Raw genomic sequence first — 26762 nt, 5'->3', positions numbered from 1 at the left:
AATGCTGGAGACGGGGTATCAACATATCTGGCGTTGACTTTTGGCACGCTGTTGAGTTCTCAAGGAACGGTCGCTTCCTTTGTACTCACCCTCTCGGGCTTTCCTCCGGGCTTCCCTTCGATCTTGCGTTTCCGACTCTATCAGATCGTTTTCCGATCCGATTTCCTCGGTGCTTTCCAGGTTCTCGCTTTCGCGTTTCCCTTTCCGGCGGCTCCGACTTTATCAGAACTTTCGGGCCGGTCTGACCGGCCGTTCATTTCCGATTCATCGGGAGGGCTTCTCAGATGTCGAATGCATCGACGTTTCAAGAAGCAGACAGACACTCACTGTCGCCGACCGGATCAGGTCCAGTCCAGGCAACTGTTCGAATCTACCTCCCCGGTCGAACCGTGTCAACGGTTTTCTTGGGGCGAAGAGGAGACTAGCAGCTCATCAGGTGTGTCCGCACATCGAGCGTGTCGCACGGTCAGGCGGCTGTCGGGAGAGTGGCGCTGCGCTCGCTCTCCTCGACGTCACCCGTGGCGCCGGCGCGGGCGGAACGCCCGCCGAGGACGTAGACGTAGGCCAGGAAGGCCAGCTCGGCGGCGACCCCGATGGTGATGCGGGCCCAGGTGGGAAGGCCTGACGGGGTGACGAAGCCTTCGATGGCTCCGGAGATGAAGAGGACCAGGGCCAGGCCGATGGCCATGCCCACGGCGGCTCGGCCCTCTTCGGCGAGGGCTGTGCGGCGGGTGCGCGGGCCCGGGTCGATGACGGTCCAGCCGAGGCGGAGGCCTGTGCCTGCGGCGACGAAGACGGCGGTCAGTTCGAGGAGGCCGTGAGGCAGGACGAGGCCCAGGAAGGTGTCGAGGCGGCCGGCGGAGGACATCAGGCCGAATCCGACGCCGAGGTTGAGCATGTTCTGGAAGAGGATCCAGATGACCGGAAGGCCCAGGAAGATGCCCAGGACCAGGCAGAGCGCGGCGGCCTGGGCATTGTTCGTCCAGACCTGTGCCGCGAACGAAGCCGCGGGGTGGGACGAGTAGTACGACTCGTACTGACCACCCGGGCGGGTGAGCTCGCGCAGTTCGTCCGGGGCGGCGATGGACGCCTGGACCTCGGGAGTCGTGCCGATCCACCAGCCCAGGAGGGCTGAGACGAGGATGGACAGCAGTGCCGTGGGGACCCACCAGTGCCGCGACTTGTAGACGGCGGCCGGGAAGTCGTGCGTGAGGAAACGGGTGACATCGCGCCAGGACGCGCGCCGGGTGCCTGTCACGGCACTACGCGCGCGTGCGACCAGTTGGCTGAGCCGTCCGGTCAGCTGGGGGTCCGGGGCACTGGACTGGATCAGGGAGAGGTGGGTCGCGGTGCGCTGGTAGAGGGCGACGAGTTCGTCGGCCTCCGCTCCGGTCAGACGGCGCTGGCGGCGGAGGAGAGCCTCCAGACGGTCCCACTCGGCGCGGTGGGCGGTGACGAAGACGTCGAGGTCCATCTGTGTGCCTGCTCCTCGGCTGTTCGTCGGTGGCTCGTCGTACAGGTCAGCTTGTCGCACTGCGGCGCAATGTGCCCTCAGCTTGGCAGACTGGCCGTTCCACAGGCAGGCCGGGAAGGACTACGTGCGTGAGTGAGCTGGTGACGGGCGAGGCGGTGGCGCTTGAGCTGCGCCCCGCGAGGCTGCCCAGCAGGGCCCTGGCCGTGCTGCTCGATCTGGTCGTGGCCGTGGCCGTCTACATCGCCGTGACCATCGGTCTGGTGGCGGCCACCGCGTCCTTGGACGAGGCGGCGCAGATCGCGCTGTCGATCGCCTCGTTCGTTCTGGTGCTGGTGGGTGGGCCGATTGCCGTCGAGACGCTCAGCCATGGGCGCTCGCTGGGGAAGCTTGCCTGCGGGCTGCGTGTGGTGCGGGACGACGGCGGGCCGATCCGGTTCCGGCATGCGCTGGTGCGGGGTGCGATCGGTGTGATCGAGATTCTGCTGACGTTCGGGGTCGTGGCCTGCATCGCCTCGCTGGTGTCGGCGCGCGGCAGGCGGCTCGGGGATGTGTTCGCGGGAACGCTTGTTGTGAGGGAGCGGGTGCCGTACGCGCGGAGCGGTTCCGTGCCGCCGCCTCCGCCCTGGCTGGCCGGGCGGTTCTCGGAGCTCGATCTGTCGGCGGTGCCCGACGGGTTGTGGCTTGCCGTGCGCCAGTACCTGACGCGGATGCGGCAGTTGGATCCGCAGGTCGGCATGGCGATGGCGGAGCGGCTCGCCGCCGATCTGGCTGCTCGTACGGGCTCGCCTGCGCCGCAGGGTGTGCCGCCAGGGGCGTATCTGGCCGCAGTGCTGCAGGAGCGGCAGGCTCGGGAGGCCCGACGGGCCTTCGTGAACGGCCCGGATGTCGGCGCAGCGCCGGGCACGACGCCCGGCGCATACGGGCCGGCCGCGGCCCCGCCCGGTCCATACGGTCCGCCCACTTCTCAGCCCGCCTCCCCGGTCACGTGGTCCTCGGCTCCGTCCTCGACCCCGTCCTCGGCTCCGCGGGAGGAGCCGCCCGGGGAGGGGCGCGCCAGTGGGTTCGTGCCGCCGGCCTGACACCGGCGGGGCACGGAGCTGTTGGCCGTGTTCCCGCGGTGGCTCAGGCGAACGAGGACGGGGGCGATTCGAGGTCCTCCAGCTCGATGCCGGGGGCCGCGAGGACGACGTCGCCCGCGATGTGCACGGCGTGCTGCTCACCCGTGTCCAGGGCTGTGACCTGGTATTCGTCCACGGTCAGGGGGCCGTTGTCAGTGGCGTGTGCTTCGCTCTTCATCAGGGCCCAGGACTGGTCGAGGGTGCGCGGGGCGAGCACTGGGTCCGTGAAGGCGACGAGGCGTACGCGAGTGGCGGAGCCGGAAGGGGTGAGGCGCAGGAGACGAGCGGTGGCGATGAAGAAGGCCGGGGAGGTGCCGGTGAAGGCGTGGGCGCGCACATTGCCTTCCGTGGCGTGAACCCCGGTGGGGTCCGTGCGGACCCAGGTGACGCCGTCGAGGGCGGCGCCGCGCACCTGCCAACCGGCGGCGTGCAGTTCGAGACGGATGGGGCGGCCGAGCTCGTCGAGGGCGAGGTCGACGGAGCCGCTGTGGTCGCCCGAGGGGGTGGTCCGCTGGGAGACGTAGCGCCAGCCGGAAGGGCCGGGGGCGCAGTGGAAGTGCTCTTCTGCGAGGGGGGTGTGATCGTGCGGATCGTGGAGCGAATATCGGCCGCGGGGCATGGGGGTCCTGGGTCTTGACGGGCTGCTCCGGCCGCGGAGGGCCAGACGGGCAGGCCCCCGACACGGGGGTGCGGGGGCCTGCCCTGGGGGCCTGGCTGAGGAGCGCGTCAGTGCACGGGTGCGCTCCTCACAGGGTCCGGCTCAGTAGCGGTAGTGGTCCGGCTTGAACGGGCCGTCGACCTCGACGCCGATGTACGCGGCCTGCTCGGGGCGGAGCTTGGTGAGCTTCACGCCGAGCGCGTCCAGGTGGAGGCGGGCGACCTTCTCGTCGAGGTGCTTGGGCAGCGTGTAGACGCCGATCGGGTACTCGGACTGCTTGGTGAACAGCTCGATCTGGGCCAGCGTCTGGTCCGCGAACGAGTTGGACATCACGAAGGACGGGTGGCCGGTGGCGTTGCCCAGGTTCAGCAGGCGGCCCTCGGACAGGATGATGATCACCTTGCCGTCGGGGAACGTCCAGGTGTGGACCTGCGGCTTGACCTCGTCCTTGACGATGCCCGGGACCTGGGCGAGGCCGGCCATGTCGATCTCGTTGTCGAAGTGGCCGATGTTGCCGACGATCGCCTGGTGCTTCATCTTGGCCATGTCCGAGGCCATGATGATGTCCTTGTTGCCGGTGGTGGTGATGAAGATGTCGGCCTTGTCGATGACCTCGTCGAGGGTCGTGACCTGGTAACCGTCCATCGCCGCCTGGAGCGCACAGATCGGGTCGATCTCGGTGACGATCACGCGGGCGCCCTGACCGCGCAGGGACTCCGCGCAGCCCTTGCCCACGTCGCCGTAGCCGCAGACGACCGCGGTCTTGCCGCCGATCAGGACGTCGGTGGCGCGGTTGATGCCGTCGACCAGGGAGTGGCGGCAGCCGTACTTGTTGTCGAACTTCGACTTGGTGACGGCGTCGTTGACGTTGATCGCCGGGAACAGGAGGGTGCCGTCGCGCTGCATCTCGTACAGGCGGTGGACGCCGGTCGTGGTCTCCTCGGTCACGCCGCGGATCTCAGAGGCCAGCTGGGTCCACTTCTGCGAGCCGTCCGTGATGGTGCGGTGCAGGAGTTCGAGGATGACGCGGTGCTCGTCGGACTCGGCGGTGTCGACCGGGGGGACCTTGCCGTCCTTCTCGTACTCGACGCCCTTGTGGACGAGGAGGGTGGCGTCGCCGCCGTCGTCCAGGATCATGTTGGGGCCGCCGGTGGGGCTGTCCGGCCAGGTCAGCGCCTGCTCGGTGCACCACCAGTACTCCTCCAGGGTCTCGCCCTTCCAGGCGAAGACCGGGACGCCCTGCGGGTTCTCGGGCGTGCCGTTGGGGCCGACGGCGATGGCGGCGGCCGCGTGGTCCTGGGTGGAGAAGATGTTGCAGGAGGCCCAGCGGACCTGGGCGCCGAGGGCGACCAGGGTCTCGATGAGGACGGCGGTCTGCACGGTCATGTGCAGGGAGCCGGTGACGCGGGCGCCGGCGAGGGGCTGGGCCTCGGCGTACTCCTTGCGGATCGCCATGAGGCCGGGCATCTCGTGCTCGGCGAGGGTGATCTCCTTGCGGCCGAACTCGGCCAGGGAGAGGTCGGCGACCTTGAAGTCCTGTCGGTTGTCGACAGTCGTCATTGCGAGCTGCTCCTCGGGGTTTGGGACGAGGTGGGTAGGGCTGTTCTGCGCGGCGGCGGACACAGGGGTGCCCGAAGAGGACACAGGCATGCCCGCGTGCGCGCAGCGCAGTCCGTCGGAGGCCCTCTCTCCCTCGGTGGTCCCGCGTCGGGACCGCCCGACCGCCATCAGCAGCGACGTCTGGCTCCCTCCCAAGCTACACCGGTCGCCCCCGCGGCCCCAGTCCGCCTCTGCAGCCGTCGTGGGCTCGTGGCCCGGGGCCCCGGGAGACGCTCTCCGTCGACGGGAGGGACGGGAGTGTTCGTATGAGGTCGGCCTCGTGAACGTGCGTGTGTGCGGCGGAGGGGCCCGCCGAGCCGGTGGGCCCCTCTTCCGTAACGGCTGTCAGTGGGCGGTGTTCTCCGGTGCCGTGCCGCCGGGGGTGGCGTCGGGGTCCGGGCCCTTGGCCGCCTCGGTCTCGCTGTAGATGTCCGGTTCCAGGTAGATGACGCGGGCGATCGGGACGGCGTTGCGGACGCGGACCTCGGCTGCGTCGATGGCGTGGGCGATGTCGGCGGCCGTGTCGTCGTGCTGGACGCCGATCTTGGCCGCGACCAGCAGTTCCTCGGGGCCGAGGTGCAGCGTGCGCATGTGGATGATGCGGGTGACGGTGTCACCGTCGACGATCGCGGCCTCGATCTTCCGGACCTCGTCGAGGCCCGCGGCCTCGCCGAGCAGCAGGGACTTGGTCTCGACGGCCAGGACGAGCGCGATCAGGATGAGCAGGACGCCGATGCAGAGCGTGCCGATGCCGTCCCAGACGCCGTCACCGGTGGCGAGGGCCACGCCGACGCCGCCGAGCGCCAGGATCAGACCGACGAGCGCGCCGAGGTCCTCCAGGAGGACGACGGGCAGCTCGGGCGCCTTGGCGTGGCGGACGAACTCCTTCCAGGACTTCTTGCCCCGCAGGGCGTTGGACTCCTTGATGGCCGTCCGGAAGGAGAAGGTCTCCGCGATGATCGCGAAGACGAGCACGCCCACGGGCCAGTACCAGTGCTCGATCTCGTGCGGGTCCTTGATCTTCTCGTAGCCCTCGTAGATGGCGAACATGCCACCGACGGAGAACAGGACGATCGAGACGAGGAAGGCGTAGATGTAGCGCTCCCGGCCGTAGCCGAAGGGGTGTTGCGGGGTCGCCTCGCGCTGGGCCTTCTTGCCGCCGAGCAGGAGCAGGCCCTGGTTGCCGGAGTCGGCCAGGGAGTGGACCGACTCGGCGAGCATCGAGGACGAGCCGCTGAAGAGGAACGCCACGAATTTCGCTAGCGCGATCGCGAGGTTGGCGACGAGTGCCGCCACGATCGCCTTGGTACCGCCTGACGCGCTCATGTGGTCGCGTTGTCCCTTCGTACGTACGCCGTCCAGGGCTTGGCCCCTGGCGGGGGTCTGCCCCGCCTTCGCGGTGGGTCATTGTTGCAGCCCGGAACGACGGTGAAGCGCCGGACCGCCGTGCGGCCCGGCAGGGCCCTCGCTTGGTGGCCTCAGACGACGACGGTCGCCCGGAACACAGTGCCGTTCCCGGACACTTCGGCCTTTTCACCCGCGGGTACGAAGACGGACTCGCCGGGGGCCAGCGTGTGCTCGCCCGCGCGCACGGAGCCGGCCGTGCACAGCAGGATCTGCGGGGTCGGACGGGTCAGGTCGTGGGCGGCGGTGCCCTCCGGGAGGACGTACCGGGAGAGCCGGAACTCGTCGATGGGGGTCTCGTAGACCTCCTCGCCGTCCGGGGAGGCCTCCGGGCGCAGTACGCCGGGGTCGGCGGCCTCGAAGCGGACGATGCGCAGGAGTTCGGGGACGTCGACGTGCTTGGGGGTCAGGCCGCAGCGCAGGACGTTGTCGGAGTTGGCCATGATCTCGACGCCGAGGCCGTTCAGGTACGCGTGCGGGATGCCGGCGCCGAGGAACAGGGCCTCGCCGGGCTGCAGTCGGACGTGGTTGAGCAGCATGGCGGCGATGACGCCGGGGTCGCCCGGGTAGTGGTGGGCGATGTCGGCGTAGGGAGCGTGGTCGCCGCCGAGGCGGGCGCAGGCGGCCGCGGCCTCGGTGACCGTGTGGGCCATGTCGTCCCGGTCGGCGGTGAGGATCGCCGTCAGCACCTCGCGCAGGGCGGCGTCCTCGGGGTGGGCGTGCAGCAGGTCGACGTACGGCTTGAGGGAGTCGACGCCGAGGCCGTCCAGCAGGTCGGCGGCGCGCGCCGGGTCGCGGAAACCGCACAGGCCGTCGAACTCGGTGAGCGCGCAGATGAGTTCGGGCTTGTGGTTGGCGTCCTTGTAGTTGCGGTGGCCGGCGTCCACGGGGATGCCGCGGCGCTCCTCGTCCGCGTACCCCTGCTTCGCCTGCTCCAGGTCGGGGTGGACCTGGAGGGAGAGCGGGGCGCCGGCGGCGAGGATCTTGAGCAGGAAGGGCAGCCGCGGGCCGAACTTGGCGACGGACGCCGAGCCGAGCTCCTTCTCCGGGTCCGCGTCGATGATGTCGACGAGCGTGCCCCGGCCGGTGCGCGAGGGTGCGCCCGGGTGGGCGCCCATCCACATCTCCGCCTGCGGTTCTCCGGTGGGCTCGACCCCGAGCAGCTGCGGGATCGCGGTGGTGGAACCCCAGGCGTAGGGGCGGACGGTGTTGTCGAGGCGGTCCATCGAGCTCTTTCTGTACGGCGGTCGGGGCGCCCCGCTTCGCTGCGGCTGTGCGGCGCTGCGGCGGCCGGGCGTCCTACGGCGGTCAGGGCGTCGTGGGCAAGGTCAGGCTCCCGAAGCGAGCGCCAGGTAAACGGCGGCGAAATCCGTCATGGCGATCAGTTCGGCGAGGGTCTCCAGCTCGCCGCCGGCTTCGGGTTCCAGTTCGCTGATCGGCGTGTCGTGGCTGAGGGCCAGGTCACGGGCGGCGGGCGCGGCGCTGAGCCCCCCGCTGGGGCGGTCGCGCAGGAGCACCACGCGCGCGTGCAGGGCGGGGGCCTCCTCCACGCGGTCGCGGAAGAAGTCGTCGGGGTCGGCGCTGGCGGCCAGCGGACCGGCGAGCAGGGCGCTGTGTGTGGCGAGCGCCTCGGGCAGTTCGGCGACGAGGGCGGGGCGGCCTGCGAGTTCGGCGAGGGCGGCGGCGAAGCGGCGGCCCGCCGGGCCGGCCGAGGTGCCCTCGGTCCAGATCACCGGGAGGGCGTCGGCGAGTTCGGCGGCCAGGGTCTTCGCCGGGTTGCTGTAGGTCGCGATGGCGGGGCCGCAGCGTTCGGCGACGTGGTCGAGGCGGTCGGCGACCTTGTCGAGTGCGTCGGGCGGGGCGGTGAGCAGGCCGACGCGGTCGAGGAGGGCCAGGAGGGGGGTCAGCAGGGCCCACAGGACGCCGGGGGCGGACGCGGCGAGGGGTTCGTCCTGTTCGTACGGGGCGGTCGCCATGGGGACGAACAGGCCGTGGGCGCCGTCGAGGGCTTCCGCGAGCGGGGTGCGGGGCGGGGCGACGGCCACGACCGTGCAGCCGCGGCGGTAGGCCTGTTCGGCGAGGAGGGACAGGCCTGGTTCGGTGCCGTCCGGGGTGGTGATCAGGAGTAGGTCGACCGAGCCGGCCCAGCCGGGGAGTTCCCAGCGCAGGGCGCCTGCGGCGGGGGCGACGCCGGAGGGGGCGAGGCGGGTGACGGGGCTGCCCGGGCCGGCGAGGGTACCGAGGAGGTCGGCCACGCAGATGGCGGCGGCGCCGGGGCCTGCAATGAGTACGGCGCGGGGGCGGCCGTCGGGTTTGAGGTCCGTGACGCCGGCCTCGGCGGCGTGGCGGGTGGCTGTGCGGACTCGGGCGCCGGCTTCGGCGGCGCCGCGGAGGAGGGCGCGGCGGTCGGCCTCCGAGAGTGCCTCGGGGGCGTCGAGCAGCGATTCGTCGAGCATGGGCGGCAGCCTCCGATTCGCCGGGGCGTCTGCGTCTGGGCGTCTGGGCGTCTGCGTTTGGGCGCTCTGCGGGGCGGGTCTGTGTGGGCTTCCGGCGTTGTTACGCCGGGCGGCGGGCCTCGTCGACGAGCAGGACGGGGATGCCGTCGCGGATCGGGTACGCCAGGCCGCAGTCCTGGCCGGTGCAGATCAGCTCGGTGTCCTGCTCCTTGAGGGGGGCGTGGCAGGCCGGGCAGGCGAGGATCTCCAGGAGGCCGGATTCGAGCGGCATGGGGGGTCCCTTCGGGCGGTGCGCGTGCACGTGCGTGTGCGTGTGCGTGTGCGGACGTCTGCGTGTGTGGATGTGCCTGGTCAGGTTACCGCCGGTGGGGGTGGGGTGCCGGGGTGGGCGGTGGGGTTGGTTTTTCGCCCCCGCCGCCCCTACCCGTCCCATCCCCAGGGGCTGCCGCCCCTTCGACCCCGCCCAGGGGGCTCCGCCCCCTGAACCCCGGGCGGGGACTACGTCCCCCGCACCCCTCCCCAGGGGATCCGCCCCTCAAAACCTCCGCGAGGCTCCGCCCCTGCGCCCCCACCGGAGGGCTCCGCCCCCGCAAAACCCCGTGGGGCTTCGTCTCCAAAACCCCGTGGGGCTTCGTCCCTGCACCCCACCCGAGGGATCCGCACCGCACAACCCCCGTGAGACTCCGCCCTGCACCCCGCCGCAGGGTCCCGTCCCCTGAAACTCACCCAGGGCTTCGTCCCTGCACCCCACCCGAGAGATCCGCCCCCAGACCCCCGCGAGGCTCCGCCCCTGCACCCCTGCACCCCTGCACCCCTGCACCCCTGCACCCCTGCACCCCTGCACCCCACCAGAGGGTCCCGTCCCCCTGAAACTCACCCAGGGCTCCGTTCTGCACCCCGCCGGAGGGTTCCGTCCCCTGGAACCGCCGCAGGGCTCCGCCCCCTGAGACTCGCCCAGGGCTTCGGGGCTGGGCCCCGCACGGGGGCTTCGCCCCCGGCCCCCCATCGGTCCTGAACGGGCCTCGTCCTCAAACGCCGGACGGGCTGAGTGGCACTGACCGGGGGTGGCGGGCTGGTGAGTCGCAGGGGGCGCCTCCACGGGTGGGGGTCAGGCTCTGATGATGGCCAGGACCTCGTCGCGGAGTTTGGTCATCGTGGGCTCGTCGCGGGCCTCGGCGTTGAGGCGGAGGAGGGGTTCTGTGTTGGAGGGGCGGACGTTGAACCACCAGTCGGTGGAGGAGACGGTGAGGCCGTCGAGGTCGTCGAAGGTGACGTCGGGGCGGGACTCGTACGCGGAGCGGATCGCGGCGAGGCGGTCCGACTGGTCGGCGACGGTGGAGTTGATCTCGCCGGAGCCGACGTAGCGGTCGTACTGGGCGACGAGGTCGGAGAGCGGGCCGTCCTGGCCGCCGAGGGCCGCAAGGACGTGGAGGGCGGCCAGCATGCCCGTGTCGGCGTTCCAGAAGTCGGCGAAGTAGTAGTGGGCGGAGTGCTCGCCGCCGAAGATCGCGCCGGTGCGGGCCATCTCGGCCTTGATGAAGGAGTGGCCGACGCGGGTGCGGACCGGGGTGCCGCCGTTCTCCCTGACGACCTCCGGGACCGACCAGGAGGTGATCAGGTTGTGGATGATCGTGCCCTTGCCGCCGTGCCGGGCGAGTTCGCGCGCGGCGACCAGGGCGGTGATGGCGGACGGGGAGACCGGGTCGCCGTTGCGGTCGACGACGAAGCAGCGGTCGGCGTCGCCGTCGAAGGCGATACCGAGGTCGGCAGACTCCTCGCGGACGCGCTTCTGGAGGTCGACGAGGTTCGCCGGGTCGAGCGGGTTGGCCTCGTGGTTGGGGAAGGTGCCGTCCAGCTCGAAGTACATCGGGACCAGGTCCAGGGGCAGGCCGGCGAAGACCGTGGGGACGGTGTGCCCGCCCATGCCGTTGCCCGCGTCGACGACGACCTTCAGAGGGCGGATGGAGGTCAGGTCCACGAGCGAGCGGAGGTGGGCCGCGTAGTCCTCCAACGTCTCGCGCTGCGTGATCGTGCCCGTCGTGGCCGCCGGCGCGGGGGCGCCCTCGTCCGTCCAGCGCTCGACCAGCTCGCGGATCTCGGACAGGCCCGTGTCCTGGCCCACCGGCGCCGCGCCCGCGCGGCACATCTTGATGCCGTTGTACTGGGCCGGGTTGTGGGAGGCCGTGAACATCGCGCCCGGCAGGTCCAGCGCACCGGAGGCGTAGTACAGCTGGTCGGTCGAGCACAGGCCGATCTCGGTCACGTCGACGCCCTGCGCGGCCGCTCCGCGCGCGAAGGCGCCGGCCAGGCCCGGGGACGAGGGGCGCATGTCGTGTCCGGTCACGATCGCCGTCGCGCCGGTCACGCGGGCGAAGGCCGCCCCGAACAGCTCGGCGAGCGTCTCGTCCCACTGGTCGGGGACGACGCCGCGTACGTCGTAAGCCTTCACGAGCTGTGACAGATCAGCAGCCACGGCCAACCTTCCTGAAAAGTCCTGTCGGTCTTCACAAACTACCCGCACGGACTGACACCGCGGTGCGCGGACCCCGACTGGAATCACAGACGTAACCTCACAGGTCAGGGCCGCATCGGGCCCGGGAGAGGCGCGGTCCGTCGGAGGACGGCAGGAAAAGGCGGCCCGGACTCAGTTGTCCGGCGAGCGCAGTACGCGCAGGTGGCCGCGGCGCGCGACCTCCATGGGGTCCGCCGCCCGGGCTCCGCCGCCGGCCTCCGCCGCGCGCTCCTGCGGGCGGGCCGCCTCGCGCACGGCGTTGGCCAGGGCCTCCAGGTCGTCGCCGCTGGGGCGGGCGGGAGCCGAGCCGTCGAGGAGGCGGACGACCTCCCAGCCGCGGGGGGCGGTGAGGCGCTCGGAGTGCTCGGCGCACAGGTCGTAGCAGTGGGGTTCGGCGTAGGTGGCGAGCGGGCCGAGGACCGCGGTCGAGTCGGCGTAGACGTACGTCAGCGTCGCGACGGCGGGACGGCCGCAAGCGGTGCGCGAACAGCGACGTACAGGGCTCACGACGTTGGACGGTACCGCACTCTTGAGCGGGCCGCGACGACTCTCCTCCAGGTCACTCCACCGTGTCGTATTGCGGAGCGTCCCGCACCCCTCTTCTGACACACCTTCCTGACCTGCACGAACGGCTGTTTTCGGACGGCCGGACGATACTGGATCCGGTCACCACTCGGTACAAACCTGGTCAAGTGCCTTGAGATCGACGGTCTTACGGGGATACGGAAACGAGCCCAATCTTGGCTGGAATGGTCATCCGGCGACATGACCCGCGGGGCGGTCGCGCGGTGGTCCCGTCGCCGTGTGGGGCCCGGCGTCAGGTTCCGGTGAGGACTACGCTTCCCCAGTGATGGACAACTCCGTACCGCCCCGTGCCGCAGGCCCCGGGCCCCGACGTCGTGATCGCCACGGGCGGGGCATGCGCGGGCCGATCGCGCCGCCGCAGGTGCCGCTCGCCGCGAGCCGTGCCGACGCGTTCGCGGACCTGGTCCAGGACTCCGTGGAGCGGCTGGAGCGGCGGTGGCCGCAGCTCGCCGACATCGACTTCCTGGTCCTGGAGGTCCCCCCGCTGAACGGACCCGGGCAGGCCTGGAACGACGAGGCCGTGCCCCTCGGCGGAACGATCTCCGCGCGCGAGGGACGCCCCGCGCGCGTGGTCATCTACCGGCGGCCCGTCGAGATCCGCACGAAGGGGCGGGACGAGCGGGCGGCGCTGGTGCACGAGGTGGTCGTCGAGCAGGTGGCCGAACTGCTGGGGCTCACCCCGGAGACGGTGGATCCGCGCTACGGGGAGGACTGAGCCGGGAGCCCCGGCCGAGCGGCGCCACGCTACTTCTGCAGCACCGACAGGTCCTCCTCCGCCGCCGGTACCTCCACCGTCCCGCGGTCGTCCGGCAGGGCCTGGACGGTGAAGGCGGGGACGTCGCCCTGGGCGGCGGTCAGGGTGCGGGAGCCGTGGACCGGGCCGCCCGAGACCGTCTCGACCGTGAGCGCGTAGGTGCCCTTCAGGCCGGCCGGGGCCGGCAGCTCGATCCGCTGGGTCGTGCCCTTCTTGATCGTGTACGTCTTCGAGGCCGCCGTGCCACCGCCGCTGCCCGCCGACGCGGTCACCTTGACCTGGGCCGTGGCGGTGGGGGCGGTGAGGGAGAGGGCCGAGCCCTTGGCGGTGTTCTCGGCGACGGACGCGCGCGTGCCGACCGGCCGGGTGGCGGGGATGAACGCCGTCTCCTGGTCGGCGCCCTTGCCGCGTACGACGCGGAGCGCGGCGACCACCGGGACCGACCGGTCCGTGGGGGTCAGGACTACCGAACCCGCCTCCCCGCGCGTGATGTCGCCGAGGTCGACGGCGGACGTCATGCCCGACTTCACGTGCAGTGTCTCGTTGCCCGCGGGGCTGATCAGGCCGGTCGGGGAGGCCAGTTGGAGCTTGAGGTCGGCGTCCGCGCCGCCGGGGGTGAAGGCGATCAGGCGTACGGCCGTGGCGTCCTCGGGGATGCCCGGCAGGACGAGGCCGCTCGCCGGGTCCGCGGCGGCCGCGATCCAGTCGCCGCCGAGCTTGTCGTCCAGGGCCTGCACCGCCGCGCCGACGCGTCCGCTGCGGACCGTGACGTGCACGGTGACGTCGGTCTGCTTCTCGTCGACGAGCGTGGACAGCAGGACCGGCTCGGTGGAGTGCGGCCGGACGGTGATGCCGTCCGGGATGTTCGTCTCCAGGGCGCCGTCCTCGCCGTAGAGCTCGATGTCCACCACGGCGGCGGAGTCGTCCGGGTTGGTCAGGTGCACGTAGTCCGTGCGGTCGGCCGCGGTGCTCGCGCCGGGGAACCAGAACTCCGTGTCGGGCGCGGTGCAGTTGACGCCCTGGAGGCCGCGGCCGGTGCCCGCGGTGACCTTCGTGGTCGCCTGGACGGTCCAGCCGGGCGCGAACCTGCCCTCGGCGGTGCCGACGAGCGCGGGCGAGTCGCCGCCGGAGGCGTCCCCGGTGACCGGGGTGCCCGGCTCCTTGGGCTCCAGGACGGGCTTGCCGGCCTTGTCCTGCTTGCCCGTCCCTCCGGTGGCGGCCCGTAGTTCGGCCTTGCCGTCGCTGCGCGTGCCCTTGGTGACGGGCGTGAAGGAGGTGTACGTCGTCTCGGCGAGGTCGGAGGTGCTGGGCGCCGGGCACAGCAGGCTGGTGCGCTCCACGGGCAGTTCGGCGGCCGCCTTGGCGGTGTCCGTACCCGGCGTCTGCGGGGCGTTCAGCACGGCGAACCCGGTGACGGCGGCGAGTGCGGCCACGCCGGCGATCAGGGAGAGGGTGGGGCGGTTCACTGCTGGCTCCCGTCGGGACGCTCACTGCCGTGCTGCTGCGCCGGGTCGTAGCCGGCGCCGTAGCCCTGCTGGTACGTCGGGTCGTAGGCGGTCTGGTCGTACGTCCCCTGCGGGGCCTGTCCGCCGTACGCGTACGGGTCGTACTGGTCGGCCTGATACGGGCCGGCCTGGTACGGGTCGGCCTGGTAGTTCTGGTCGTATCCGCCCGCCGGGGAGGCCTGGCCCTGCTGGTAGTGCTCGCCGTACTCGGGGGCGCCCGCGTAGCTCGGGGTGTCCCAGTCGCCGTAGGGCTGCTGCTGCGGGACGGCCGCGGGGGCCTCCTGCGGGGGTGCCGGGAACTCGTCGGGGCTGCCCGCCTCCTCGGCCTCGGCCTGGGCGCGCAGGCGGCGGGCGCGGCGGCCCTCGCCGGCCACGGCCTGGGCCGGGACGGGCTGCTCCTCGGGCAGGTCGTCGTCGATGTCGCGGCGGCGGCCGGGCAGCGCGAGGACGACGAGGACGAGGGCGAGGAACCCCTGGGCCCACAGCCAGGCGGTGTGGCCGATCGGTTCGTCGTAGGTGACGTCGAGTCTGCCGCCGGAGGCGGGGAGTTCGAAGCCCTGGGCCCAGCCGTCGACCGTGGTGCGGGTGAGCGGCCGGCCGTCCAGGGTGGCCGTCCAGCCCTCGTCGGCGGTGTCGGCCAGGCGCAGGACGCGGCCTTCGGCGCCCTCGGGGATCGTGGTGTGGATCTCCACGGGGCCGGCCGCGACGGGCTGCGGCTCGCCGGACCGGCCCACGACGGTGGCGCGGGCGACGTCCTGGTTGACGCGCCACAGCGCGCTGCCCTGCTGTTCGCTGAGCCGCTTCAGGCCGGGCGTGGCGTCCAGGACGCGGGTCACCTCGCGGGGCGCCCCCTGGTGGACGAGGACGTAGCCCACGGCGAACCTGCCGAGCTGGTCGGCCTGGTCGGCGCCGGAGCCGGCGACGAGGTTGGCGACGACCTTGTCGAGCCGGCTGTTCCCGCCGCCCGCCGCGGCGAGTTCGGCGTCGCCCAGGTGGGCGCCGGAGCCGCGGACCAGCACGTAGCCGACGCGGGCGGTGGAGTCGCTGTCGAGGACCAGCGTGCGGGTCTGGTCGCGGTTGCCGCTCTCCTCGGCGACGAAGGCGGGCACCTGCGCCGCGTCGTCGCGCAGCCGAAGCGGTCCGTCGGCGCCGCGGATCATCCAGCCGGCGGCGGCGAGCAGCGGGCCCGCCGCGGCGGCGAGGGCGATCAGGGCGGCCACCGGCTGGCGCCAGCCGAAGCTCTGCTCGGCCACGCGTGCGCGTGCCCCGTCGGCGCCGAGGACACCGGCGGCCAGCAGGGCGATGCCGTAGACGAGGGTGGCGGGACCCGCCCAGGTGGAGCCGTTGGACAGGACCGCGAAGACGAGGCCCAGGAGGGCGACCGTCCAGGCCGTCAGGATGGCGGCCCGGCGCTCCGAGCGCAGCAGGGCGGCGAGCGCGGCCAGGACGACGCCGATGAGCAGGAGCCCGCCGGCCGTGCCGGGGCCGCCGGGGCTGGCGCCGAGCAGGTCCAGGGCGGACGCGGCCGAGGAGCCGTACTCCAGGCCCGCTTCCTCGAAGAACCCGAACGGCAGCAGCGTCAGCGACCAGGGGGCGAGGACCAGCAGGGGCGTGCCGAGTTGGGCCAGGAAGCGCAGGCCGTAGGCGGTGATGTCGGTGCGGCGCACGGCCAGCAGGCCGATGCCGAGGAGCAGCGCGATCGGCCAGACGATCGGCGTGAACGCCGTGGTGATCGTCAGCAGCAGGGCGTAGGCCCAGGTGGCGCGCCAGGTGCCGCGGGTGCCCGCGGTGTTCGCCAGGCCGGCCGCGGCGACGCCCGCGCGCGCGAGGAGCGGCAGCAGGATCGCCAGGACGGCGGTGCCGATACGGCCGCCGGCGAGGGCGCCGGTGGCCGCAGGCAGGAAGGCGTAGGCGACGGCCGCCCACGCGCGCAGCAGCCGCGACTCGACGAGCGGGCGGGAGGCGAAGTAGGCGGCGAGGCCGGCCAGCGGCACCGAGCAGACGAGCAGGAGCGTGACGGCGAGTCCGGCCGAGCCGAACAGCACGGAGGCGAGCATCGCCACGATCGCGAGGTACGGGGGCGCGGAGGGGGTGCCGCCGGCCCCGACCGGGTGCCAGGCGTCCAGGTAGCGCGACCACAGCTCGGCGGAGTCGGCGGGGGCGGGCAGCAGGGCGCCGCCCGCGAGGGCGCCGCCGCCGAGGAGGGCACGGCAGGCGGCGAGCGAGACGAGCAGCAGGACCACGAAGAGCACCGGGCCGGGCTTGCGGGCGATGCGCTTGAGGCGGGCGAACTGCTCGACCTCCAGGAAGTCCGCGTCGTCGCCGCCGGGTCCGGACTCGATGCCGCCGCCGTGCCGTCCGGCGCCGGAGGTCGCCTCGGGGTCGGAGCTGCCGAACAGGTCGCCGGCGGCCTGCTCCACGGTGGCCCGTACGGTCGCGCCGGGTGGCGGGAACAGCGGTCGCAGCTCGCTCTTGTCGACGGCCGGGCGGCCTCGGTGGCGGCGTCCCGCGACGATCCGCTCGGGTCGCAGCAGGACGCTCAGCAGGCCGCGGATCTCGTCCACCGCCTGTCCGGGCACCTTGCCGACGAGATAGGCGAGGGTCCTCAGCACGGTGCCGAGCAGCAGGCGCACCAGCACCCAGGGCAGGGTGGCGGTGCGCGTGTTGACGAGCAGGGTGTAGACCGCGCCGGCCTTGTCGACCTTGTGCGGGGAGGCGGTGGTGCGGCCGGCGCAGTCGACGGTGCGGCGCTCGCGGGAGGCCGCCTCGGCGTGGCGTACGACCGCTTCGGGGGCGACGAGGACGCGGTGGCCGGCCGCCTGGGCGCGCCAGCACAGGTCGACGTCGTCGCGCATGAGGGGCAGCCGGCGGTCGAAGCCGCCGAGCTGTTCGAAGACGTCGCGGCGGATCAGCATGCCGGCGGTGGACACGGACAGCACGGACCGGACGTGGTCGTGCTGGCCCTGGTCCTGTTCGCGGCGGTCCAGGCCGGTCCAGCGGCGGCCGGAGTTCGCGATGGAGACGCCGACCTCCAGCAGCTGGCGGCGGTCGTACCAGCCGCGCAGCTTGGGTCCGACGACGGCCACGTCGTCGCGGCCGAGTTCGAGTTCGTTGTCCACGACGCGCAGCAGCTGCGCCAGGGCGTCGGGTTCGGGGGCGCAGTCGTCGTGGAGCAGCCACAGCCACTGCACCGGCTCGCCGTGGGGCAGTTCGGGCAGGTCGTAGGCGTCGTCGCGCCAGGAGCGCGTGACGGGGTCCCAGCCGCTGGGCCGCTTCAGGTAGGGCAGGTCGTCCGGGGTGAGGACCGGGGCCGTGCGGCACGCCTCCTCGACGGCCTGGCCGAAGCCGGTGCGCCGGGCGAGGTGCAGGACGCGGTCGGGGCCGAGGGCGTCGGTGACGAGCTGGGCGGAGTCGTCGGCGCTGCCGGTGTCGGCGGCCATGACGGACTGGACGGGCCGCTCCTGGCCGAGCAGCCCGGCGAGCGCGTCGGGCAGCCAGCGGGCTCCGTCGTGGGAGACGAGGACCGCGGTCACCACATGACGCGGGAACTCTGGTGTGGCGGAGGCATCTTGGTGCGCCGCCGTGTGGCTGTGCACGGACATCGAGGTACGGGCCCCGGTTCGGTGGACTGTGGTGGACGCCTGCGTCGCGTGAGGGCGGCGAGGTGTCTCGGACGAGCGACCACACTATCGGCTGGGCATGACGGCGGCCCGCCGCCTGTGGATAACCCACCTGCGACGGGCCGTTCTCTGCGTGTGTTCGATACGTGCGTGTTCGATACGTGGGGCCCGTGCCGTACGTGGGGGCCGTGGCGTTCGTCTCAGACGGCGGCCTTCTTCAGGCGGCGGCGTTCGCGCTCGGACAGGCCGCCCCAGATGCCGAAGCGTTCGTCGTTGGCGAGGGCGTACTCGAGGCACTCGGAGCGGACCTCGCAGGCGAGGCAGACCTTCTTGGCCTCGCGGGTGGAGCCGCCCTTCTCGGGGAAGAAGGACTCGGGATCGGTCTGGGCGCACAGCGCGCGCTCCTGCCAGCCGAGTTCCTCGTCCGCGTCGTCGACCAGCAGTTGCTGCACCAGCTCGGTCATGTGCGCCCCTCGTCTGTCTTCGCGTCCCCGTGATGTAGCCGTTACCGATTCCGGCTGAACGACACGAGTGAAATTACAAGTGTGCTGCTCCGGGCGAGTCAAGCCGAGATCTGCTATTGGGCCCCTTATTCACTCTGCGGAACCAAGGCCTAGCGGAAAGTGTTCAAATCGGCATAAACCTTGACATGCAGACGAGACCCGAGAGGGCCTCCGGCCCCGCACAGGGCCTGTACGGGGAAGGACGCCCAGGAGTTCGATCTCGTTCCGACACGCACGCCGGAGCGAACCGGATCACAGTCGGATCACGGGATCGCAACGGGGCTTGTGCGCCCGGTTGTGCGCCATGTGTCCCGGCAGGCGCATGAACAAACCTTTCGCCAGCCAGGTGAACCGGATGAGGTGAAACATGTCCCACATACCGGGAGGCGAGTTGACAGTGGAGGTGTGAACCGCTGTCCTTGTGGGCATGCTCGCGAACTTGGCACTCACCTCGACCCGCACCGCCGGGTCCCTCGGTGCTGCCCACGCTCGCCGTAGCTGTTGTTGCTGTCCCAGCTGTTGAGCCACCCCTGCTCCGGCTGTAGACCGAGTCCCGTCCCCTGCGGCTCGGTTTTTCTGTTCCCTCTGACCTTCGTCGACCGATTCTCACTGAGGAACCACCGCACCCCATGAACAGCGACAGCGACCTTCAGATCGCCGGCGACATCCTCGAAGTCCTCCACCTCCTCCAGCCCGCGCGCGAGCACCCGGCCACCGTCTCCGAGTTCGTCGGCCTGGCCCGCTCCCTCGCCGCCGACCGCTCCCAGTGGGAGCACCTCGTCCGGTACGACGCCACCACCCGCTGGTACCACCGGCTGCGCACCGGCCCCGGCTACGAGGTGTGGCTGCTGTCCTGGGTGCCCGGGCAGGGCAGCGGACTGCACGACCACGGCGCCTCCTCCGGGGTGCTGACCGTCCTGGACGGCACCCTCACCGAGCGCACCCGGCGCGGCACGCGCGCGCTGGCGGCGGGCGCGCAGCGGGTGTTCGCGCCGGGCTACGTCCACGAGGTCGTGAACGACAGCCTGGAGCCGGCGGTCAGCCTGCACGTCTACTACCCGGGCCTCACCGAGATGCCGATGCTCCCCCAGTCCCGCCTTCAGTCCCACCTTCGTGCGGCCGAGGACGCCCCCGCCGCGGCCCGGTGCGAGGCGCGGCCCGTGACCGCCTGACGCGTTGTCGTACCCGCCTGCAAGACTTGGCGCATGCGCATTGTGGTTCTGGCAGGCGGCATCGGCGGTGCCCGGTTCCTGCGCGGTCTGAAGCAGGCCGCGCCGGACGCGGACATCACGGTCATCGGCAACACCGGCGACGACATTCACCTCTTCGGGCTGAAGGTCTGCCCGGACCTCGACACGGTGATGTACACGCTCGGCGGCGGCATCAACGAGGAGCAGGGCTGGGGGCGGGCCGAGGAGACCTTCCACCTCAAGGAGGAGCTCGCGGCGTACGGCGTCGGGCCCGGGTGGTTCGGGCTGGGCGACCGGGACTTCGCCACGCACATCGTGCGGACGCAGATGATCAGCGCCGGATATCCGCTGAGCGCGGTCACGGAGGCGCTGTGCGACCGGTGGAAGCCGGGCGTACGGCTGATCCCGATGACCGACGACCGGGTCGAGACGCATGTCGCCGTCGAGGTCGACGGGGAGCGCAAGGCCATTCACTTCCAGGAGTACTGGGTGCGGCTGCGGGCCTCGGTAACGGCCGAGGCCGTCGTGCCGGTCGGGGCGGAGCAGGCCACGCCGGCTCCGGGCGTCCTGGAGGCGATCGCCGAGGCGGACGTCATCCTCTTCCCGCCCTCCAACCCCGTGGTCTCCGTCGGCACGATCCTCGCCGTGCCCGGCATCCGCGAGGCCATCGCCGAGGCCGGGGTGCCCGTGGTGGGCCTGTCCCCCATCGTCGGGGACGCGCCCGTGCGGGGGATGGCCGACAAGGTGCTCGCGGCGGTCGGCGTGGAGTCGACGGCCGCCGCCGTCGCCGAGCACTACGGCTCGGGCCTGCTGGACGGCTGGCTCGTCGACACCGTGGACGCCCCGTCCGTGGAGCGCATCGAGGCGGCCGGCATCCGGTGCCGGGCGGTGCCGCTGATGATGACCGACGTGGACGCCTCCGCGCGCATGGCGCGGGAGGCACTCGCACTGGCGGAGGAGGTGCGGGGGACTTGAGCGACACGTCTGCCGACGGCTACCGCGTCTGGGCCGTGCCCGGCATTCCCGAGGTGCGGCGGGGCGACGACCTCGCCAAGCTGATCGCCGCCGCCGAACCGGGGCTCGTCGACGGGGACGTCCTGCTGGTCACGTCCAAGATCGTCTCCAAGGCGGAGGGCCGGATCGTCGAGGCGGCCGACCGGGAGGCCGCGATCGACGCCGAGACCGTACGGGTGGTGGCGCGGCGCGGGACGCTGCGGATCGTGGAGAACCGGCAGGGGCTCGTCATGGCCGCCGCCGGCGTCGACGCCTCCAACACCCCCTCGGGGACGGTGCTGTTGCTGCCCGAGGATCCGGACGCCTCCGCGCGCGCGATCCGCGCCGGGCTGCGGGACGCCCTCGGCGTCACGGTGGGCGTCGTGGTGACCGACACGTTCGGGCGACCGTGGCGCTCGGGGCTTACGGACGTGGCGATCGGCGCCGCCGGGGTGCGCGTGCTCGACGATCTGCGCGGGGGCACGGACGCGTACGGCAATCCGCTCGCCGCGACCGTCGTCGCGACGGCGGACGAACTGGCCGCGGCCGGTGATCTGGTGAAGGGCAAGGCCGCCGGGCTGCCCGTCGCCGTCGTGCGCGGGCTGGCGCACGTGGTGGCCGAGGACGACGGCGACGGGGCGCGGGCCATGGTGCGCGGCGGGCGCGACGACATGTTCCGGCTGGGCACCTCGGAGGCGGTGCGGCTCGCGGTCACCCAGCGCCGTACCGTACGGGCCTTCACCGACGAGCCCGTCGATCCCGGGGCGGTACGGCGCGCGGTGGCCGCGGCCGTGACGGCACCGGCGCCGCACCACACGACGCCGTGGCGGTTCGTGCTGCTGGAGTCGGAGGAGGCGAGGATCCGGCTGCTCGACGCGATGCGGGAGGCCTGGATCGCGGATCTGCGGCGGGACGGGAAGTCCGAGGAGTCCATCGCCAAGCGCGTGCGGCGCGGTGATGTGCTGCGCAACGCGCCGTATCTGGTGGTGCCGTGCCTCGTCATGGACGGTTCGCACACCTACGGCGATCCGCGGCGGGACGGGGCCGAGCGGGAGATGTTCGTGGTGGCCGCCGGGGCCGGGGTGCAGAACCTGCTGGTGGCGCTGGCCGGGGAGCGGCTGGGGTCGGCATGGGTGTCGTCGACGATGTTCTGCCGGGATGTCGTGCGGGAGGTGCTGGAGCTGCCTGCGGACTGGGATCCGATGGGGGCCGTGGCGGTGGGGCATCCGGCGGAGGAGCCTCGGGCACGGGGGGAGCGGAAGGTTGAGGGCTTCGTTGAGGTGCGGTGAGGCTCGGTGGGTGACGTTCGGCAGGTTGCGCCTACTCTCGTAGGGCCCCTTTCCTGTCGTTGGTTCTGTCTTCGGCCGTCTCTCTAGGACTCCATTCGTGGCTGGACGCTTCGCTCCTCGGCCCACGCGTGCGACTGTGCGCGGGGGGCATGTCGGGGTGCCCGCCGGGGCGGTCGGCGGGGTGGCCCGTGGGGTGCCGCGGCCGGGTGCGGCTTCCGGGGCGGGGCGGGTGCGGACGTTCGTGCCGGACGGGCCGTTGGATCTCGGGCTGGTGCTCGGGCCGCTGCGGCGGGGGCCCGGGGATCCGACCTTCCGGGCGATGCCGGACGGGTCCGTGTGGCGGGTCAGCCGGACGCCCGTCGGGCCCGGGACGCTGCGGGTCGTCGCGCAGGGCGGGGCGGTGCGGGGTGAGGCGTGGGGGCCGGGGGCCGAGTGGTTGCTGGAGCAGTTGCCCGAGTTGCTGGGGGCCGCCGACGATCCGTCCGTCTTCACGCCGCGGCACCGGGTGGTGGCGGAGGCGCGGCATCGGCGGCCGGGGCTGCGGCTGACGCGGACCGGGCTGGTGCTGGAGTCGTTGATTCCGTCGATCCTGGAGCAGAAGGTCACGACCGATGAGGCGTATCGGGCGTGGCGGTTGCTGGTACGGAAGTTCGGGGAACCGGCGCCTGGGCCTGCGCCCGGGGGGATGTGTGTGATGCCGGATGCGCGGGCCTGGGCGCTGATTCCGTCGTGGGAGTGGCATCGGGCCGGGGTGGACAACAAGCGGGCGTCGACGATTCTGCGGGCTGTGCGGGTTGCTGCGCGGATGGAGCAGGCGGTGGGGATGCCGGCGGGGGAGGCTCGGGCTCGGTTGGAGGTGGTGCCGGGGGTGGGGCCGTGGACGTCGGCGGAGGTTGTGCAGCGGAGTCATGGGGCGGCGGATGCGGTGACCGTGGGGGATCTGCATCTGCCCGGGATCGTGGGGTGGGCGCTTGCGGGGGACCGGGACGCGGATGACTCCGTGATGTTGTCGTTGTTGGAGCCTTATGCCGGGCAGCGGCATCGGGCGGCTCGGTTGATTCTGTTGAGTGGGCGGGGGCCGGGGCGGCGGGCGCCTCGGATGCCGCGGGGGGATATCGGGCGGTTGTGACGGGTGGGGTTGGTGTGGGTGTGGGTGCCGGGTTGTTTTCGCCCCCGCCGCCCCTACCCGTCCCATCCCCCAGGGGCTCCGCCCCTTCGACCCCGCTGGGGGCTGCGCCCCCAGACCCCCCTTCGGCCTGAACGGCCTCGTCCTCAAACGCCGGACGGGCTGGGAGTGCCGGGCCTTGGACTTGGGGGCCGGGGGTTATTGATCTGGGGAGAAGCGAACTGCTCCGGCTGGGATGCGGGCGTCGCACCAGATTCGGGCGCCGTCCCGGAGTTCGTTGTCGGGGCCGACGACTGCGCCGTCGCCGATGACGGTGCCGGTGAGGACGGAGCGTTCGCCGACGCGGGCCCGGGTGCCGATGAGGGAGTCGGTGATGACGGCGCCGGGTTCGATGACGGCGCCGGGGAGGATGGTGGAGCCGAAGACCCGGGCGCCTTCGGCGATGAAGGCGCCTTCGCCCACGACTGTGCCGCCCGTGAGCTTCGCGTCGGGGGCGACCGTGGCCGTCGGGAGGATCAGGCGGTCGCCGCAGCGGCCGGGGACCGCGGGGGACGGGGCGCGGCCCAGGACCAGGTCGGCCGAGCCGCGGACGAAGGCCGCCGGGGTGCCCAGGTCCAGCCAGTACGTGGAGTCGACCATGCCCTGGAGGTGGGCGCCAGCCGAGAGGAGGCCGGGGAAGGTCTCGCGTTCGACGGAGACCGGGCGGCCCGCGGGGATCGTGTCGAGGACGGAGCGGCGGAAGACGTACGCGCCCGCGTTGATCTGGTCGGTGACGATCTCTTCCGGGGTCTGCGGCTTCTCCAGGAACGCGGTGACCCGGCCCGTCTCGTCGGTGGGGACCAGGCCGTACGCCCTCGGGTCCGTCACCTTCGTCAGATGCAGGGAGACGTCCGCCGCGGTGCGCTCGTGGGTGTCGACCAGGGCCCTGATGTCCAGGCCGGTCAGGATGTCGCCGTTGAAGACCAGGACCGGGTCGTCGGGTCCGGCGTGCAGGCGGGAGGCGACGTTGCGGAGCGCGCCGCCGGTGCCGAGCGGCTCCTCCTCCGTCACGTACTCCAGATGCAGTCCGAGCGCCGAGCCGTCGCCGAAGTACGGCTCGAATACCTCGGCCAGATAGGACGTGGCCAGGACGATGTGGTCGACGCCCGCCGCTCTCGCTCTCGCGAGCTGGTGGGTGAGGAAGGGGACCCCGGCCGCCCGGACCATGGGCTTGGGCGTGTGCACCGTGAGCGGTCGCAGCCGCGTGCCCTTGCCGCCGACCAGGAGGATCGCTTCTGTCACCTGTCGTCTCCGCTTCCTGCCGGGACCGGCCGAACTGTCTTTCGGCGGGCCAGTGTATGCAGACCGTTCTTGCAGACCGTCGTGCGGTGCCTTCGGCGGCAGTGCGGTGCTTCCGATTCCGTTTTTCTGGTGTTCCGCCCTTGCCCCCGGTGGCGGTGAATGTGCTCTCCGGGGGCGCGGCTCAGGGCGGCTCCCGGGTCAGCGGCCCTGGAAGTCGGCCGCCGTGGAGCGGGTGTCGTCGAGCTTGCCGTAGAGCTGTTTGCCCGGGCACTCCGTGGCGTAGCCGTCCCGGTGGCCGGAGATCACATTCAGTCGTACGTTCTTACCTTTTTGGTAGAGATTGCCACCTCCCGACTTCAGGTATGTCTTTCCGCGCGGATTGGCGCCGAAGAGACCGAGCTTCCAGGCCGTGAGCCGGGAGACGGCCTCCACGGCGGCGGCGGACGGCTTGGTCTTGCCGTAGCTGCCGAGGAGGGCGATCCCCATGCTGTTGGTGTTGAAACCGAGGGTGTGGGCGCCGAGGACCGGTTTCGCCACTCCCCCGGCCCTGCCCTCGTAGATGTTTCCGCACTTGTCGACGAGGAAGTTGTAGCCGACGTCGCGCCAGCCCATGCTCATGACGTGGTAGCGGTAGATACCGCGGATGACGGAGGGGGCCTGCGCACACTTGTACCCGTTGCCGGACGCCGTGTGGTGGACGAAGGCCGCCTTCACCTTGCTCGTGTAGACGAACTTCTTCTCGCGCCACTTCTCGTCGGCGCCCCAGCCGCGCCGCGTGACGATGCGCGGGCGCGGGCCGATGTACGGCTTCGTCTGCTGCTCGGCGGTGAGTTCGTCGGCGCGCAGGGCGAGCAGTTCCTTGCGGGTCTCCGCCGCGCCCAGTTCGGGGATCTCCAGGGCGCCGAGCGGGGCGAGTTCGGCGTTGGCGGCGGAGGCGGCCGTCACCTCGGCGGTCAGCGCGGTGCCGGCGGGGGCGTCGGCGCGGGTTCCGCGGGTCAGCGGGGCGGGGCGCACGGCGGGTTCCGGCCCGCCGGGGTCGACCAGTTCGAGGCGGAGGCCGGTCGGGAGTACGGGGGTCGCGGGCAGCGTACGAGTGCCTCGGCCGGTCTCGTCCACGCGGTGGTCGGCGTCGTGGTCGACCTGGTGGCCGGGGTGGTGGGTGGCGTCGTGGGGAGGCTGGTGGCCGGCGTGGTGGGTGGGCGGCTCCGCGCGGACGCGTACCTCCACTCCGTCCGAGTCGCCCACCCACAGGGGTGCCGTGGAGCCGCGTACGCGTCCGGATGCGCGTTCGGTGGTGTCCGGGTCGGCGGCGTGCTCGCCGTTGTGCGTCTCGATGTCCTGCCAGCCGGACCAAGCGCCCGTCTCGACCGAACGGGTGCGGACCTGGACGGTGCCGTGCAGTTCGGTGTCCGGGTCGTCCCAGACGACGCCGACGAGGGAGAAACGGTGCACGTCCCTGCGGGGCAGGCCCTGGTCGGGGGGTTCGGCCGGTTCGGCGGGGGCGGTGGAGCCGCGTGAGCGCGTGCCGGGGAGGGGGGCGAGGGGGAGGGACTGGGTGCTGCCCGCGAGGTCCGGTCCGGTGTGCGGTGCGGCGGTCGTGGCCGCCTCCGCCGTCGGCACCGCTCTCGTGGTCGCCGCGGCGGCGGGCGGGGTGAGGGGGAGGGCGAGGGCGGCCGCGCACGTGGCGCCGATCGAGGAAGCAAGGAATCCACGCATGCCGCTGATACTGGACATAGTCATACATATCTGTCTATCGGGGAACTGGTGCGGCGGCGGGCGGAGTTGCTCCGAACCGGTGGTGGGCGGGGGCGGCGGACGGGGATGGGCGCGCGTACGCTAGCGCGGGTGAACGCCACCGATCGCACCCCTGCCGACCTGCTGCGTTCCGCGCTTGCCGCGGATCCTGGACGTCCCCTGGTGACCTTCTACGACGATGCCACCGGGGAACGTGTCGAATTGTCCGTGGCCACCTTCGCCAATTGGGTGGCCAAGACCGCGAATCTGCTTCAGGACGATCTCGGGGCCGGGCCCGGGGACCGGGCGGCGCTGCTGCTGCCCGCGCACTGGCAGACGGCGGTGTGGCTGCTGGCGTGTTCGTCGGTGGGGGTCGTCGCGGACATGTCGGGGGACGTGGGGGCGGCCGATGTGGTGGTGAGCGGGCCGGACACGTTGGATGCGGCGCGGGGGTGCGGTGGGGAGCGGGTCGCTCTTGCACTGCGGCCGTTGGGCGGGCGGTTCGCACAGGTGCCGGACGGGTTCGTGGACTATGCCGTCGAGGTGCCGAGTCAGGGGGACCGGTTCGTGCCGTACGCGCCGGTGGATCCCGAGGGGGTCGCGCTGGTCGTGGCCGGGCGGGAGTTCAGTGCCGCGGAGGTGGTCGAGCGGGCACGGGCGGAGGCGCCGGGGCTGGGGCTGAACGGGCCGGGGGCGCGGATTCTGTCGGGGTTGGGGTTCGATACGTGGGAGGGGTTGAGCGCGGGGTTGTATGCGGCGCTCGCCACCGGGGGGTCCGTGGTGCTGTGCCGGCATCTGGAGATGCTGGGCGAGGAGGCGTTGGCCAAGCGGGTTGAGAGTGAGCGGGTTACGGCGACAGCGCGGTGACCCTTCGGGGGCCGGGTGGTTTTTCGCCCCCGCCGCCCCTACCCGTCCCATCCCCAGGGGCTGCCGCCCCTTCGACCCCGCCCAGGGGGCTCCG

21 protein-coding genes are annotated in these 26762 nt (G+C 72.2%); 7 read left to right on the top strand and 14 right to left on the bottom strand.

The features are described from left to right. Nucleotides 1-466 precede the first annotated feature (466 nt). Nucleotides 467-1474 carry a stage II sporulation protein M gene (locus tag ICC28_RS19855; protein ID WP_188289961.1) on the bottom strand — a complete coding sequence of 336 codons (1008 nt, stop codon included), beginning with the start codon at nucleotides 1472-1474 and terminating at the stop codon, nucleotides 467-469. Between the two features lie 128 nt (nucleotides 1475-1602). Between ICC28_RS19855 and ICC28_RS19850 the strand changes: the two genes are divergently transcribed. Next, nucleotides 1603-2553 (top strand): RDD family protein, encoded by a 951-nt coding sequence (locus ICC28_RS19850; protein WP_188289960.1) that lies wholly within the window; start codon nucleotides 1603-1605, stop codon nucleotides 2551-2553. Between the two features lie 43 nt (nucleotides 2554-2596). On the opposite strand, the gene ICC28_RS19845 is transcribed toward ICC28_RS19850, so the two are convergent. From ICC28_RS19845 to ICC28_RS19810, 8 genes are all read right to left on the bottom strand, one after another. Continuing rightward, nucleotides 2597-3211, bottom strand: coding sequence for a hypothetical protein (locus ICC28_RS19845; RefSeq protein WP_188289959.1), 615 nt, complete (start codon nucleotides 3209-3211; stop codon nucleotides 2597-2599). Nucleotides 3212-3352: 141 nt separating this feature from the next. Beyond that, entirely contained in the window at nucleotides 3353-4810 is a 1458-nt protein-coding gene (gene ahcY / locus ICC28_RS19840; protein ID WP_188289958.1) for an adenosylhomocysteinase, read from the bottom strand. A gap of 384 nt (nucleotides 4811-5194) precedes the next feature. After that, nucleotides 5195-6175, bottom strand: coding sequence for a cation diffusion facilitator family transporter (locus ICC28_RS19835; RefSeq protein ID WP_188289957.1), 981 nt, complete (start codon nucleotides 6173-6175; stop codon nucleotides 5195-5197). 152 nt (nucleotides 6176-6327) lie between these two features. Continuing rightward, complete coding sequence (gene manA, locus ICC28_RS19830) at nucleotides 6328-7479, bottom strand: mannose-6-phosphate isomerase, class I (protein WP_188289956.1); 1152 nt, start codon at nucleotides 7477-7479, stop codon at nucleotides 6328-6330. A gap of 102 nt (nucleotides 7480-7581) precedes the next feature. Next, nucleotides 7582-8709, bottom strand: a complete 1128-nt coding sequence (locus ICC28_RS19825) for an SIS domain-containing protein (RefSeq protein ID WP_188289955.1) — start codon at nucleotides 8707-8709, stop codon at nucleotides 7582-7584. Nucleotides 8710-8809: 100 nt separating this feature from the next. Further along, nucleotides 8810-8980: a Trm112 family protein gene (locus tag ICC28_RS19820; protein WP_188289954.1), complete on the bottom strand. Its 171-nt coding sequence runs from the start codon at nucleotides 8978-8980 to the stop codon at nucleotides 8810-8812. Nucleotides 8981-9817: 837 nt separating this feature from the next. Then, nucleotides 9818-11182, bottom strand: coding sequence for a phosphomannomutase/phosphoglucomutase (locus ICC28_RS19815; RefSeq protein ID WP_188289953.1), 1365 nt, complete (start codon nucleotides 11180-11182; stop codon nucleotides 9818-9820). 171 nt (nucleotides 11183-11353) lie between these two features. Beyond that, a complete protein-coding gene (locus ICC28_RS19810; RefSeq protein WP_188289952.1) occupies nucleotides 11354-11728 on the bottom strand; it encodes a DUF3499 domain-containing protein in 375 nt (124 codons plus the stop codon). 343 nt (nucleotides 11729-12071) lie between these two features. Here ICC28_RS19810 and ICC28_RS19805 point away from each other — a divergent pair, with 343 nt between their 5' ends. Then, nucleotides 12072-12521 (top strand): metallopeptidase family protein, encoded by a 450-nt coding sequence (locus ICC28_RS19805; protein WP_188289951.1) that lies wholly within the window; start codon nucleotides 12072-12074, stop codon nucleotides 12519-12521. Between the two features lie 29 nt (nucleotides 12522-12550). Here ICC28_RS19805 and ICC28_RS19800 read toward each other — a convergent pair whose 3' ends face one another. The 3 genes from ICC28_RS19800 to ICC28_RS19790 form a co-directional block, all read right to left on the bottom strand. Next, nucleotides 12551-14026 carry a DUF5719 family protein gene (locus ICC28_RS19800; protein ID WP_188289950.1) on the bottom strand — a complete coding sequence of 492 codons (1476 nt, stop codon included), beginning with the start codon at nucleotides 14024-14026 and terminating at the stop codon, nucleotides 12551-12553. Beyond that, a complete protein-coding gene (locus tag ICC28_RS19795; RefSeq protein ID WP_188289949.1) occupies nucleotides 14023-17667 on the bottom strand; it encodes a glycosyltransferase family 2 protein in 3645 nt (1214 codons plus the stop codon). The genes ICC28_RS19800 and ICC28_RS19795 overlap by 4 nt, the downstream gene beginning before the upstream one ends. Before the next feature lie 218 nt (nucleotides 17668-17885). Then, complete coding sequence (locus ICC28_RS19790; protein WP_003975777.1) at nucleotides 17886-18149, bottom strand: WhiB family transcriptional regulator; 264 nt, start codon at nucleotides 18147-18149, stop codon at nucleotides 17886-17888. Between the two features lie 668 nt (nucleotides 18150-18817). Between ICC28_RS19790 and ICC28_RS19785 the strand changes: the two genes are divergently transcribed. From ICC28_RS19785 to ICC28_RS19770, 4 genes are all read left to right on the top strand, one after another. Next, nucleotides 18818-19360 carry a cysteine dioxygenase gene (locus tag ICC28_RS19785; RefSeq protein ID WP_188289948.1) on the top strand — a complete coding sequence of 181 codons (543 nt, stop codon included), beginning with the start codon at nucleotides 18818-18820 and terminating at the stop codon, nucleotides 19358-19360. 33 nt (nucleotides 19361-19393) lie between these two features. Continuing rightward, nucleotides 19394-20353 carry a 2-phospho-L-lactate transferase gene (gene cofD, locus ICC28_RS19780; RefSeq protein WP_188289947.1) on the top strand — a complete coding sequence of 320 codons (960 nt, stop codon included), beginning with the start codon at nucleotides 19394-19396 and terminating at the stop codon, nucleotides 20351-20353. Further along, entirely contained in the window at nucleotides 20350-21660 is a 1311-nt protein-coding gene (locus tag ICC28_RS19775) for a coenzyme F420-0:L-glutamate ligase (RefSeq protein WP_188289946.1), read from the top strand. Before cofD ends, ICC28_RS19775 begins: the two co-directional genes overlap by 4 nt. A 97-nt stretch (nucleotides 21661-21757) precedes the next feature. After that, nucleotides 21758-22789, top strand: a complete 1032-nt coding sequence (locus ICC28_RS19770) for a DNA-3-methyladenine glycosylase family protein (protein WP_188289945.1) — start codon at nucleotides 21758-21760, stop codon at nucleotides 22787-22789. Nucleotides 22790-22984: 195 nt separating this feature from the next. On the opposite strand, the gene ICC28_RS19765 is transcribed toward ICC28_RS19770, so the two are convergent. Continuing rightward, nucleotides 22985-24067 carry a sugar phosphate nucleotidyltransferase gene (locus ICC28_RS19765; protein ID WP_188289944.1) on the bottom strand — a complete coding sequence of 361 codons (1083 nt, stop codon included), beginning with the start codon at nucleotides 24065-24067 and terminating at the stop codon, nucleotides 22985-22987. Nucleotides 24068-24265: 198 nt separating this feature from the next. Next, the gene (locus tag ICC28_RS19760) at nucleotides 24266-25801 is read right to left on the bottom strand and encodes a peptidoglycan recognition protein (protein WP_188289975.1); all 1536 of its coding nucleotides are present in this window, start codon (nucleotides 25799-25801) and stop codon (nucleotides 24266-24268) included. Between the two features lie 111 nt (nucleotides 25802-25912). Between ICC28_RS19760 and ICC28_RS19755 the strand changes: the two genes are divergently transcribed. Next, entirely contained in the window at nucleotides 25913-26668 is a 756-nt protein-coding gene (locus ICC28_RS19755; RefSeq protein ID WP_188289943.1) for a TIGR03089 family protein, read from the top strand. Nucleotides 26669-26762: the final 94 nt, after the last annotated feature.

Source organism: Streptomyces sp. TRM68416, assembly GCF_014596915.1.
In the GTDB taxonomy this organism is placed as follows: domain Bacteria; phylum Actinomycetota; class Actinomycetes; order Streptomycetales; family Streptomycetaceae; genus Streptomyces.
This window is presented reverse-complemented; position numbering and strand designations above follow the sequence as displayed.